The sequence below is a fragment of the Pseudomonas sp. 2822-17 genome (assembly GCF_002742485.1).
Taxonomy (GTDB): Bacteria; Pseudomonadota; Gammaproteobacteria; order Pseudomonadales; family Pseudomonadaceae; genus Aquipseudomonas; species Aquipseudomonas cyclaminis.
Map to the genome: position 1 here is coordinate 260,847 of NZ_LJRZ01000247.1, position 12,764 is coordinate 273,610.

The 12,764-nt window shown below is 60.4% G+C and carries 11 protein-coding genes; 6 read left to right on the plus strand and 5 right to left on the minus strand.

Translation table 11 applies throughout. The features are described from left to right. The first annotated feature begins 41 nt into the window (after positions 1-41). Together AOA60_RS02960 and ligD are read left to right on the plus strand one after the other, a co-directional pair. Positions 42-869, plus strand: a complete 828-nt coding sequence (locus tag AOA60_RS02960) for a Ku protein (protein ID WP_099583120.1) — start codon at positions 42-44, stop codon at positions 867-869. Positions 870-893: 24 nt separating this feature from the next. After that, on the plus strand, positions 894-3,365 hold the full coding sequence (gene ligD, locus AOA60_RS02965; RefSeq protein ID WP_099583121.1) for a DNA ligase D: 2,472 nt from the start codon (positions 894-896) through the stop codon (positions 3,363-3,365). An 18-nt stretch (positions 3,366-3,383) separates the two neighbouring features. On the opposite strand, the gene lpxO is transcribed toward ligD, so the two are convergent. Then, entirely contained in the window at positions 3,384-4,283 is a 900-nt protein-coding gene (gene lpxO, locus AOA60_RS02970; RefSeq protein ID WP_099583122.1) for a lipid A hydroxylase LpxO, read from the minus strand. A gap of 303 nt (positions 4,284-4,586) precedes the next feature. On the opposite strand from lpxO, the gene AOA60_RS02975 reads away from it, so the two are divergent. After that, the gene (locus tag AOA60_RS02975; protein WP_099583123.1) at positions 4,587-4,973 is read left to right on the plus strand and encodes a TIGR03067 domain-containing protein; all 387 of its coding nucleotides are present in this window, start codon (positions 4,587-4,589) and stop codon (positions 4,971-4,973) included. Positions 4,974-5,111: 138 nt separating this feature from the next. On the opposite strand, the gene AOA60_RS02980 is transcribed toward AOA60_RS02975, so the two are convergent. Beyond that, the gene (locus AOA60_RS02980) at positions 5,112-5,924 is read right to left on the minus strand and encodes a bifunctional 2-polyprenyl-6-hydroxyphenol methylase/3-demethylubiquinol 3-O-methyltransferase UbiG (RefSeq protein ID WP_099583124.1); all 813 of its coding nucleotides are present in this window, start codon (positions 5,922-5,924) and stop codon (positions 5,112-5,114) included. Between the two features lie 157 nt (positions 5,925-6,081). On the opposite strand from AOA60_RS02980, the gene AOA60_RS02985 reads away from it, so the two are divergent. Next, the gene (locus AOA60_RS02985; protein WP_099583125.1) at positions 6,082-7,320 is read left to right on the plus strand and encodes an MFS transporter; all 1,239 of its coding nucleotides are present in this window, start codon (positions 6,082-6,084) and stop codon (positions 7,318-7,320) included. Positions 7,321-7,370: 50 nt separating this feature from the next. On the opposite strand, the gene AOA60_RS02990 is transcribed toward AOA60_RS02985, so the two are convergent. Next, complete coding sequence (locus tag AOA60_RS02990; RefSeq protein WP_099583126.1) at positions 7,371-7,568, minus strand: hypothetical protein; 198 nt, start codon at positions 7,566-7,568, stop codon at positions 7,371-7,373. A gap of 328 nt (positions 7,569-7,896) precedes the next feature. Between AOA60_RS02990 and AOA60_RS02995 the strand changes: the two genes are divergently transcribed. Together AOA60_RS02995 and AOA60_RS03000 are read left to right on the plus strand one after the other, a co-directional pair. Continuing rightward, positions 7,897-9,483, plus strand: a complete 1,587-nt coding sequence (locus AOA60_RS02995) for an ABC-F family ATPase (RefSeq protein WP_081797888.1) — start codon at positions 7,897-7,899, stop codon at positions 9,481-9,483. A 163-nt stretch (positions 9,484-9,646) separates the two neighbouring features. Next, entirely contained in the window at positions 9,647-10,822 is a 1,176-nt protein-coding gene (locus AOA60_RS03000; RefSeq protein ID WP_099583127.1) for an MFS transporter, read from the plus strand. On the opposite strand, the gene AOA60_RS03005 is transcribed toward AOA60_RS03000, so the two are convergent. After that, complete coding sequence (locus AOA60_RS03005; RefSeq protein ID WP_099583128.1) at positions 10,816-11,853, minus strand: dienelactone hydrolase; 1,038 nt, start codon at positions 11,851-11,853, stop codon at positions 10,816-10,818. The two genes, AOA60_RS03000 and AOA60_RS03005, sit on opposite strands and share 7 nt — an antisense overlap. A gap of 211 nt (positions 11,854-12,064) precedes the next feature. Then, positions 12,065-12,676: an FMN-dependent NADH-azoreductase gene (locus tag AOA60_RS03010; RefSeq protein ID WP_099583129.1), complete on the minus strand. Its 612-nt coding sequence runs from the start codon at positions 12,674-12,676 to the stop codon at positions 12,065-12,067. Positions 12,677-12,764: the final 88 nt, after the last annotated feature.

Sequence of the window (12,764 nt, forward strand, 5' to 3'; positions counted from 1 at the left end):
CGAGTCACCCGAACACAGTCTCTGATCAAGGAATCGCTCATATGCCACGGGCTATCTGGAAAGGCGCCATCAGCTTCGGTTTGGTTCATATCCCGGTGTCACTGGTCTCGGCCACGTCCGCCCAGGGCGTGGATTTCGACTGGTTGGACAAGCGCAGCATGGACCCGGTGGGCTACAAGCGCATCAACAAGACCACTGGCAAGGAAGTCACCAAAGAGCACATCGTCAAGGGCGTAGCGTTCGAGAAGGGTCGCTATGTGGTGCTCAGCGAAGAAGAGATTCGTGCGGCCCACCCCAAATCCACCCAGACCATCGACATCATCGCCTTTGTCGCCAGCGACCAGATCCCCTTGCAGAACATCGACACGCCTTACTTCCTCGCGCCGGACAAACGCGGTGGCAAGGTCTACGCATTGCTACGGGAAACCCTCAAGAAAACCCGCAAGGTCGCCCTGGCCAATGTGGTGCTGCACACCAAGCAGCATCTCGCGGCGCTGATGCCGCTGGACTCGGCTCTGGTGCTGGTGATGCTGCGCTGGCCCGCCGAGGTGCGCAGCCTGGATGAACTGGAACTGGGCAGCGACGTGACCAAGCCGTCCCTGGCCAAGGGTGAGCTGGACATGGCCAAGCGGCTGGTGGAAGACATGAGCGCCGACTGGCAGCCGGAGGACTACCGCGACAGCTTTCAGGAAAAAATCATGGCGCTGGTGGCGAAGAAGGCCAAGGCCGGCAAGATCGAAGACGTGGAATCCCAGGAGGGCAGCGAAGAGCGCAAGTCGGCCGACGTGATCGACCTGACCGAACTGCTCAAGCGCAGCCTGGCCGGTAAGCCGGCGGCGAAGAAAACCACCAAGAAAAAGGCCTCTTGAGCCCGCCAGCACGCGGAGAACCCCATGACAAAGCCCCTGAATGAATACAACCGCAAGCGTGATTTCAAGATCACCGCAGAACCTTCGGGCAAAGCGCCCACCGGCAAGCGCAAGGTGTCGGCGCTGTCATTCGTGATCCAGAAGCACGACGCGCGCAACCTGCACTATGACTTTCGCCTGGAACTCGACGGCGTGCTCAAAAGCTGGGCCGTGCCCAAGGGCCCCAGCCTCGACCCTCGCCAGAAACGCCTGGCGGTGCACGTCGAAGACCACCCACTGGGCTACGGCAGTTTCGAAGGCAGCATCCCGGCCGGTCAATATGGTGCTGGCGATGTGATTGTCTGGGACCGTGGAGTCTGGCAACCCCATGACGACCCACACAAGGCCTACGCCGCCGGCAAACTCAAGTTCACGCTGGTGGGCGAAAAACTCTCGGGAGATTGGGCACTGGTGCGCACCCGCTTGAAAGGCAGCGGGGACAAGGAACAATGGCTGCTGATCAAAGAGAACGACCAACAGGCCCGCCCCGCTGCCGACTACGACATCGTGCAGGCCGAGCCGGGAAGTGTGCTCAGCGATGCCTCCATCGCGCCCCCCAAGGCCAAGGCCTATGCGAAAACCAAGCAAAAAAAAGCCACTGCTGTGCCTGAGCAATTCACCCCGCAATTGGCAACCCTGGTAGACCGCGCACCCGACGGCGACTGGCAGTACGAAATCAAGTTTGATGGCTACCGCATGCTGGCGCGTATCCGCGACGGCGAGGTCCGGCTGTTTACCCGCAACGGCCATGACTGGACCGAGCGCCTGCCCCGCCAGGTCAAGGCCCTTCACGCTCTCAAGCTCAAGGACAGTTGGCTGGATGGCGAAGTGGTCAGCCTCAACCCTGAAGGGTTACCGGACTTCCAGGCCCTGCAAAATGCCTTTGACAGCGGCCGCAGCCTGGACCTTGTCTATTACTTGTTCGATGCGCCGTTTCTGGAGGGCCGCGATCAGCGCCAGGCGCCCGTGGAAGATCGACGGGCCGAACTCAAGGCCGCGCTGGCCGGTAGCAAAAGTAAACTGCTGCGGTTTTCCGAAGCCTTCACTGCCCATCATCAGGACATTTTGCAGAGTGCCTGCAACCTCGCCCTGGAAGGCGTGATCGGCAAACGCATGGGCAGCCCCTACACATCCACGCGCAGTGCCGACTGGATCAAGCTCAAATGCCGGTTGCGACAGGAGTTCGTGATCGTCGGGCATACCCGCCCCCAGGGTTCGCGCAGCGGTTTTGGCGCCTTGTTGCTGGCGGTGAATGACGACAGCGGGCTGAGGTACGCCGGGCGCGTGGGCACCGGTTTTGATCAGGCCTCGCTCGACACTATCTACGCGCAGCTCAAGGCGCGGGCCCGCACGACCTCCCCTTTGCACAAAGCCTTGACCAGTGCCCAGGCGCGAGGCGTGCAGTGGGTGGAACCGACGCTGGTCGGCGAAGTGCAGTTTGCCGAGTGGACCCGTGAAGGTGTGGTGCGCCATGCCGCCTTTATGGGCATGCGCAGCGATAAGCCGGCCGCGCAGATCGTGCACGAGCAGCCGCAGGTGGCAGAATCCGTGAAAGCCCCTCAAGCCAGGAGCGCTTTGAAGATCACCCATCCTGAGCGGGTGATCGACCCACACAGCGGCACGCAAAAGCAGCAATTGGCGCAGTTCTATGAAGGTATCAGCGAATGGATCCTGCCCTTCCTGCGCCATCGCCCGGTGTCTTTACTCAGGGCCCCGGAAGGCATCGAGGGCGAGCAGTTCTTCCAGAAACACTCAGAGCGCCTGGCGATTCCCCATATCAAGCAACTGGAAGCCGCGCTGGACCCCGGCCATGCGCGGCTGATGGAGATCGACAGCACCCAGGCCCTGGTCGGCGCCGTGCAAATGGGTAGCGTCGAATTCCATACCTGGGGCGCCACCTCGGACAAGATCGAGACCCCTGACCTGTTTGTACTCGACCTCGACCCGGACCCGGCGCTGCCCTGGAAAAGCATGCTGGAAGCGGCGCAACTGACCTTGTCGGTACTGGACGATCTGGGCCTTGAAGCATTCGTCAAAACCAGCGGCGGCAAAGGTCTGCACCTGATAGTGCCGCTGGCGCGTCGGGACGGTTGGGAAACGGTAAAAGCGTTCGCCAAGGCCATCGCCCAATTCATGACCCAGCAATTGCCCGAGCGCTTTACCGCCACGTCCGGGCCGAAAAACCGTGTCGGCAAGATCTTTATCGACTACCTGCGCAACGCACGGGGCGCGAGCACCGTTGCGGCGTATTCGGTACGGGCACGCCCAGGGCTGCCGGTGTCGGTGCCGGTCAGTCGCAAGGAATTGCCGCAATTGCGCGGCGCGCAGCAGTGGACGGTGGCTAATCTGCACCAACGCTTGCAGGGGCTGAAGGAAGACCCGTGGGCGGGTTATGCCCATCGGCAGAAGATCAGCAAGAAAATGTGGCACAAATTGGGCGCCCAGCCACCGCAGTGAAGGCGCCCGGAGCGAGCTTTAGATAAGCACAAAGATCAGCGCCAAGGCCGCGAAAATTGCCCATTTTTCCAGGTAATAACGCGTGCGGTTGCGTTTTTTTAGCGCTTTGCCGCGCAGGCGGATCTTGTACAGCTGCGTAAACGCGCGGTTAAGCCCGCCGGTCTTGTCGCCCGAGTCGTTGGGCGAACCCGCCGCCGCCATCACCGTGCGGCTGAACCAGCGATTGAATGCCGCCGCCCAGCGGTACTTCATCGGGCGCTCGACATCGCAGAACAGGATGAGGCGGTTCTGCTGCGTAACGTTTTCGGCGTAGTGGATAAAGGTCTCGTCGAACATCACCGGCTCACCGTCGCGCCAGTAATAGTTTTCCCCGTCCACGTTGATGTAGCAGCCCGGATCGTTCGGCGTATCCAGGCCCAGGTGATAACGGTAGGACCCGGCGTAGGGATCGCGATGGCGCACCAGTTTGGAGCCCGGCGGCAGCTCGGCGAACATCGCGGCCTTGATCGAACCGATGCTCTGCACCAACTCGGTGGTACGCGGGCATAGGTTCATTGCCGACGGGTGACTGTCGCCATACCACTTGAGGTAGAACCGCTTCCAGCCCGACTTGAAAAACGAGTTGAAGCCGACGTCATCGTACTGGTCGGAACGCTTGATCGCCCCTGCTCGCATCAGGTTCTGGCCCTCTTCACGAATCTCCTCCCAGTGCTCCTGCAAGGGGCTCAGGTCGGGGAAATCGCTGGTCGAAAGATACGGTCGGCCGGGCAGTTTGGAGCACAGATACAGAAAACAGTTGATGGGTGCCAGGAAGGTCGAATGATCACTCAGTTGGCGACCCAGTTTGTGTCGAACCCGGCCACGCAGGTGTACATACGCAATGGAGGCGACATAGAGGACAACAATGATCAGTTTCAAGGGGTTTCGTCACACGTCAGTAGAGAACAGGCTGCTCCTGCGTGCCCACGACGGACGAGGATGGATAGCAGCAACTGAAATCACAATTCACAGACAGGCACCAGGAGCGGCTTGATGACAAGCAGTTCCATGGCCACTGACAGTTATTTAGCCATATTCTGTAACTAAAAGTTAACCAAGAATTGTGAAAAGCTGTCTAAAGACAGTAGGACTGTTCCTACATGCGCTTCGCATAAGACAGGAAAAAAACCCAGCATCCTCCATGCCAGCCGGCAATTAACCCTTCAGCAAAAAGGAATTTGTATGTCAGCCATTTCAGACCCAGATGTTCAAGCGCTCCAAGGAGCCTGGGAACAAACCTCGCTGGAGGACAATGGCGTACTCAACCCCCCCGATGCGCACAGTGCTCCGGGGGCAATTACCCTAATCACCGGCGACCGTTTCGAAGTAAAGACCCTCTCTGGTGAGGTGTTGCTGGAGGGCCAGTTTTTCCTCGACGGCACTACCGTCCCCAAAAGCATCACCTGGGTGGACTCCATCGGAGAAGACGCCGGCAAACACCTGCCGGCCAGCTACCGCCTCGAAGGCGATACATTTGTGTTCATCGCGGCGGATGAAGGCATGCCCAGGCCAGTCTCATTCAAGACGGGTGCAGGCCAGACCATGCGCAGCTTCATACGGCGCGCCTGAACCGTAGGCCATCCGAAATTGCGACAGCGTTTTCACCACGCCTTCACTTTCAACGCAATAAGGTGAGGCCTACCTACTCCAGTGAATCCCTTGGCCCGCCTGTCTTCGCGGGCTTTTTTTTGCCTGGACACCACCGGGTCAGGCTGGCCGTTTGGTGGCGGTCAGGGTAAAGCACAGCGGCAATTGCGCCGGCTGGTGCTCGTACTGGTCGTAGAGTTCTTCGCGATTGGAGTGTGCATATTCCTGCAAGTGACTGATCTGCAAGTCGGCGCCAATCGCGGCGTTCACCAGGTCGCCCAAGGTGTGCACGTACCAGTACGACGTCGGCCCGGCTAACGCGCCCCGGCCTTCATAGACAATCGACTCTTGCAGCACAAACGGCTCGCGCTGAAAGTACGAGCTGGCCGGCAACAACGGGTTTTGCGCCCTGGGGTCGAACACTTCGAGAAACGGATGGGTTTCATACATCACCAGCGTCCCGCCGGGCTTCAGCGTGCTGGCGGCATGGCGCATGAACAGCGCCACATCCGGCATCCAGCCGAGCACGCCGATGGTGACCAGCGCGATGTCGAAGCGCTCATGCAAACGCTGCGGCAAGTGGTGGATATCGCTTTCGATAAATTCAGGCGCATGGGGCGACACCTCGGCAAGCTCACGCGCCTGCTGGAGAAACGCCGCGGATTGGTCCACCCCCACCACCGAGCGTGCGTTCAGGGCGAACAGCGACAAGCTTTCACGACCGTTGTTGCAGCCCAGTTGCACCACGTCCTTGCCGGCGACACCGATGTCTTGCAGCACCCCGGTAATGGTGGGGTCCAGGCAGGAAAAACCCGCATTGCCGACACGCTTGAGCATCGCGTGCCAGGTGTCGGTGGTTTTATGCAGGCTGGCAGATTGATCCCAAGCGTCCTTGTTACAGGCAATTGCCTGTTGAGCTGAGGGCATGTCCATTGCGTCTCCAGATAAGTCATACGGCGGGGCACAAAAAATACGGCAGATGCCCGCAGATTAAAACCCCGGGCAACCGGCGAAACTTAACGCACGCCTTGCAGGTCACTAACGCAGTGCGTGTTCAGCCCTTGAACACCGCCTCAGCGAAGCCTTCATCGTGGCCAACCACTCCGACCTGCGTAATGCCCTGTCTTTGGACAGCCTGAACTTCTTCCTGGCGGATGTGCGGGACGGCCTCGGCCCGTACCTGGCTATCTACCTGCTGGCCGTGCACAAGTGGGACCCGGCCAGCATCGGCGTGGTCATGACCCTGGCAGGTATCGCCGCGCTGCTGACCCAGGGCCCGGCCGGTGCACTGATTGACCGCACCCGCAGCAAGCGCGCCGTGGTTGCCCTCGCCGCCATCCTGGTGACTGCCAGTTGCCTGGTGCTCCCCTTCGTCAGCGCGTTCAGCCTGGTGGCCTTGACCCAGGCCGCCAGCGCCGTCGCTGCGTCCGTGTTTGCCCCGGCAATCTCCGCGATTTCGCTGGGGATCACCGGCCCGCGCGCCTTTACCCGCCGCACCGGGCGCAATGAAACCTTCAACCACGCCGGCAACGCCGTGGCCGCACTGCTGGCCGGTGGCTTGGCTTACCTGTATGGACCGGTCGTGGTGTTCTACCTGATGGCGTTTATGGCGGTGGCCAGTATCGTCGCGGTCAGTTGCGTGTCCGCCAAGGCCATCGACCACGAGGTCGCCCGCGGTTTCGATCCGGCCCATGCCACCGACCACGAACATCCCTCGGGCGTGAAAGTATTGCTGGCCAACCGCCCGCTGCTGCTGTTCGCCATTTGCTGCGCCCTCTTCCACCTGGCCAACGCCGCCATGTTGCCGCTGGTCAGCCAGAAGCTGTCCCAAATCAACCTGCAGATGGCCACCCCGCTGACTTCAGCCTGCATCGTCGCCGCACAATTGGTGATGGTGCCGATCGCCTGGCTGGTAGGCGTCAAGGCTGACGTGTGGGGGCGCAAGCCGCTGCTGATGTTCGGCTTCATGATTCTGCCGCTGCGTGGCGTGCTCTACACCCTGTCCAGCGACCCCTATTGGCTAGTGGCCGTGCAAATGCTCGACGGCATCGGCGCGGGGATCTTCGGCGCGCTGTTCCCGGTGATCGTCAAAGACCTGACCCAAGGCACCGGCCGTTTCAACGTGAGCCTGGGCGCGCTGTCCACGGTGTTTGGCTTGGGCGCGGCATTGAGCAACAGCCTGGCGGGGTTCGTGGTGCAACAGGCGGGTTACAACGCGGCCTTCCTGACCCTGGCCGGCGTTGCGGGTGTCGCGTTGGCGCTGTTGTGGGTGGCGATGCCGGAGACGTTGGCGAAGCCGCACTTTGCGACTCATGCACCGGCTGCATGATGGATACAGAAAACCCGGCGCCTGGCCGGGTTCCTTACTCTACGCATTGTTCAGTTGTCGGGATGCTCGCTTGCGACCGAATCGGCAGCATCGACATCGGACATGTCCTCATCCAGCGGTGCATCATCGTCCGGCGGTAGCGGGATATGGTCCTCATCATTTCTCGGGTCGTGCCCTGTCTCATTATCTGTGCCGCGCGTTACGGCCTGCTGTGAAAGATTGCCTGGGGCGTTCTCATTGATGTCCATGCTGGCTCTCCGTTCTTAGGCTCGGGGTATCCGCGCTTAATGATGTGAGGCGGCAGGCCGGTGCAAGTGCCGGGCATTAGACGAATGGCGAAAAATACCGCCAGGCATCCGACCTGCACGAGGAGTGGAGCCCGACTTTACAAGGCTCTGAACAGCCGTCGTTCTCTGCCATACAACTGTCGCCTCACATATGCGACAATGCGCGCCAAATTCCAACACACATCCCCATTTTTTGCTCAGCGACCGGGTTTCGCGCCTTGATGTCGCTGTTGATGCATGCCTGACGGCGCCTGCTGCCACGCTCGCAACCCATTGATAGGTAAAGTAATTGATCTCCACAGCTAACATCACCATGCAGTTCGGCGCCAAGCCGCTCTTTGAGAACGTCTCGGTCAAGTTCGGCGCCGGCAACCGGTATGGTTTGATCGGTGCCAACGGTTGCGGCAAGTCGACCTTCATGAAAATCCTCGGCGGCGATCTCGACCCGTCGGGCGGCCAGGTCATGCTGGAGCCGAATGTACGCCTGGGTAAACTGCGCCAGGACCAGTTCGCCTACGAAGAATTCACCGTGCTCGACACCGTGATCATGGGCCACGAGGAGCTGTGGAAGGTCAAGGCCGAGCGCGACCGTATCTACTCGCTGCCGGAAATGAGCGAAGACGACGGCATGGCCGTGGCCGAGCTGGAAACCGAGTTCGCCGAGATGGACGGCTACACCGCTGAGTCCCGTGCCGGCGAGCTGCTGCTGGGCCTGGGCATTCCCCTGGAACAGCACTTCGGCCCGATGAGCGAAGTGTCCCCAGGCTGGAAGCTGCGCGTATTGCTGGCCCAGGCGTTGTTCTCCGATCCTGAAGTGCTGTTGCTCGACGAACCGACCAACCACTTGGACATCAACACCATCCGCTGGCTGGAAAACATCCTGACCCAGCGTAACAGCCTGATGATCATCATCTCTCACGACCGTCACTTCCTGAACAGCGTGTGCACCCACATGGCTGACCTGGACTACGGCGAGCTGCGCCTGTTCCCGGGCAACTACGACGAGTACATGACCGTGGCGACCCAGTCCCGCGAGCAGCTGCTGTCGGACAACGCCAAGAAGAAGGCGCAGATCTCCGAGCTGCAATCCTTCGTCAGCCGCTTCTCGGCCAACGCCTCGAAAGCCAAGCAGGCGACTTCCCGTGCCAAGGCGATCGACAAGATCCAGCTGGCCGAGGTCAAGCCTTCGAGCCGTGTGAGCCCGTTCATCCGTTTCGATCAGAACAAGAAACTGCACCGCCAGGCTGTCATGGTCGAAAAAATGGCCAAGGGTTTCGACGGCAAGCCGCTGTTCAAGGACTTCAGCTTCCAGGTTGAAGCCGGCGAGCGCGTGGCGATCATCGGCCCGAACGGTATCGGCAAGACCACCCTGTTGCGCACCCTGGTCAACGAGTTGACCCCGGACGCAGGCAGCATCAAGTGGACCGACGCGGCAGAACTGGGCTACTACGCCCAGGATCACGCGCACGACTTCGAAGACGACGTGACGCTGTTCGACTGGATGGGCCAGTGGACTCAGGGCGAGCAGATGATTCGCGGAACGCTGGGCCGCATGCTGTTCTCCAACGACGAGATCCTCAAGTCGGTCAAGGTCATCTCCGGTGGTGAGCAAGGTCGCATGCTGTTCGGCAAGCTGATCCTGCAAAAGCCGAACGTGCTGATCATGGACGAACCGACCAACCACTTGGACATGGAATCCATCGAGGCGCTGAACCTGGCGCTGGAAAACTACCCGGGCACGCTGATCTTTGTCAGCCACGACCGCGAGTTCGTATCGTCCCTGGCTACCCGCATCATCGAGTTGAGCGCCGACGGCGTGATCGACTTCAGCGGCACCTATGATGACTACCTGCGCAGCCAAGGCGTGGTGTTTTAAGAGCGGTGACTAGCGTTTAGCCGCAAGCGGCGAGTAAAAGCCCCATCCACTGTGATGGGGCTTTTTGCATCTGGTGGAATATGGGAATTAATAGATAGGCTGCTTCCTTTTCCCCCACGCCCTTGCCATGATGCCCTCACCGCCCGCCCGCGAACGAGTGCCCATGTCAACCGCCGCCCCCTCCTCTCTGTCGATCACCTTGCAGATCGTCTCCATCGTCTTCTACACCTTTATCGCCTTTATCTGCATCGGCCTGCCGATTGCGGTCATCCCCGGCTACGTGCACGAACAATTGGGTTTCAGCGCCGTGGTGGCTGGGATTACCATCGGTTCGCAGTATCTGGCGACCCTGCTCAGCCGCCCCATGGCTGGGCGGATGTCAGACAACGTCGGCACCAAACGTGCGATTGTGCTGGGGCTGGCGGGTATTTTGGTCAGCGGTGTACTGACATTTTTCGCGACGCTGCTGGAAAGTACACCCAGCTTGAGCCTGGGCATTCTGATCGTCGCAAGGCTGTTGCTGGGCGTGGCCCAAGGCCTGATCGGCGTGGGTACCATCAGTTGGTGCATGGGCCAGGTTGGCGCAGAGCACACGGCGCGGTCGATTTCATGGAACGGCATTGCGTCCTACGGCGCCATCGCCATCGGTGCACCGCTGGGCGTGGTGATGGTGGCCGAGTATGGCTACAACAGCCTCGGGATTGCCCTGACCGTGCTCGCGGCACTTGGTCTGATGCTGATCCGCAACAAGCCCTCGGTGCCGGTGGTGCGCGGCGAACGCCTGCCATTCTGGGCAGTGTTTGGGCGTATTGCGCCATTTGGGGCCAGTTTGTGCCTGTCTTCGATTGGCTACGGCACGCTGACCACCTTTATTACCCTCTACTACCTCAATCGTGGCTGGGAAGGCGCGGCATACTGCCTCTCGGTGTTTGGCGTGTGCTTTATCCTGTCGCGCCTGGTGTTTATCTCGGCGATCAGCCGCTTTGGCGGGTTCAACGCCGCCATCGCGTGCATGGTTATCGAAACCCTAGGCCTCACCTTATTGTGGCTGGCGCCGTCCACCGGCGTCGCGTTGATCGGCGCTGGACTGACGGGTTTTGGCTTGTCGCTGGTGTATCCGGCGCTGGGTGTAGAAGCCATCAAACAAGTGCCCAATAGCAGCCGTGGCGCTGGTTTGAGTGCGTATGCAGTGTTCTTTGACCTGGCGCTGGCGATTGCCGGGCCGTTGATGGGCTTTGTGGCGCTGAACTTGGGATATGGCTGGATCTTCTTCTGCGCGGCGCTGCTTTCGGTCACGGCACTGGGCGTGACCTTGCTGCTGAAGCGCAAGGCTTACTGATCGGCGGTCTGTAAGCCCGCGCGAGAAGGCTCACTGAGGGCGTGAGCGAAAAAGCGCCCGGCCTCTGAGATCAAGTCGCGGTGGATGCCTTCGCGGTCGACACCGTCAGCGTCGGTGCAGATGGCCGGCATGGCGGCCAGTTGATCGCTGTCGCACGGCGCCATGAACACGAAGTGCCCTGCGCCGGCCAGCAGCTTGAAATTCGGCGGCTCAGGCAATTTGCGCGCGAGGGCTTCGGCGTTCTTGTCCACGGCCACCAGCTTGTCACCGTCGCCGCTGTAGAGCAGCACCGGCACATGCACATCGGCCAAGGTGTGACGGCCAAACATCAGGCTCAATGGCGCCATCAGCATCAACGCATGGATACGCGGGTCGGATTGCGGCTGCAAGTCGTCACGGTCCACCACCAACTCGCCTTTGGTAGTGCAGGCGTCGCGGTCTTCCGGGCGTTCCTGGCAATAGCGGCGCAGGCGGTCGAAATCAGGCTTGGCGCCAGCGAGGATCAACGCGGTTTCACCCCCGGCGGAGTAGCCGATCACGCCCACCTGGTCAATATCCACAAACGGCGACAGCATCGGGTCCGCCAGGGTCGCGGTGATCGCTTCGGAAATCTGGATCGGCCGCCCATACAGATTGCTCAGCGTGCCCAGGCGGCTGTGGTCCTTGTAGTTGTCGCCGGGATGCAGCACCGCCACCACCACAAAACCTTTACGCGCCAAGGACGTGGCCAGGTCATGCAGGGCCAGCGGCGTGCCGGTGTTGCCGTGGGACAGCATCAGCATCGGGAAACGGCCAATGGCAACCCTGGAATCTTCGGTGGCGGCGACGTGATAGGCGCCCAACTGCGTGGTGTGCTCAAGGCCGGTAGATGGGTAGAACGCCACGGCTTTCATGGGCTGCAGGTCGAGCGGATCAAGAAACGTCATGCGATGAAAGCCGACACTCCAATGGGGGTGCGGCGCGGGCGCGGCGTGCACTGAAATCAGGCCGCCGAGCAGGGAAAGAACCAGAACAGCACAAAGACGCATCATGGGGATGTCCACCTTTGCTGCGTGAGAACCGACATGTCGAATGAAAAGTCCAGGGTATTGAACCCATGCTTGCACAACCTGGGCCACATCAAAGGAGACAGCGGGTAAACGAAAAAACTCCGTAGTCCGGTCGCGTTCAGGCGAACAGAATACAGAGTTTAGGCGCTCGGTTTCAGATTGAAACCGAGAGAAGGCGTTATTTACACAAGCCTTACGCGGCAGCGAACAATTGCTCTTGGATCAGTACGTTAGCGTCACTCAGGGACTTGCTGCGAACTTCATCACCGTAAGCCAGGCCTTCGGCCCGCACGATTTCGATGTTGGTGATGCCGAGGAAGCCGAACAGCAGTTTCAGATAGCCTTCATGGGCCGCGCCCGAGGCTTGACCGGCATGCAAGCCGCCAGCGGTGGATACGATGATCACTTTCTTGTTACCGCACAGGCCTTCCGGACCCGCTTCGGTGTAACGAAATGTCTGGCCAGCGACCGCGATACGGTCGATCCAGGCTTTCAGTTGGGTCGGGATGGTGAAGTTGTACATCGGCGCACCGACCACAATGGCTTCAGCAGCGAGGAATTCAGCCAGGGACGAAGCGCTCAGTTCAGCTTCGTGCTTTTGCGCAGCGTCACGCAGATCGGCGGCGGTGCCCAACGCGCCCAGGGTGGCGCCGGAGAAGTGGTTGATCGCGTCGCTGGCCAGGTCACGGTAAGTCACTTCCACACTCGGCTCAGCCGCTTGCCAGGCCTTCACTACGCCGGCGCTGAGCTGACGGGAAGCGGAGTTGTCGCCGAGGATGCTGGAATCGATATGCAACAGTTTCATGATGGATCTCCGAGGTGGGATCGACTAGGGCGATCAGATGGTGGTGATGCTACGCATGAAACCAATACTCGATAAGCCGCCTGCAATG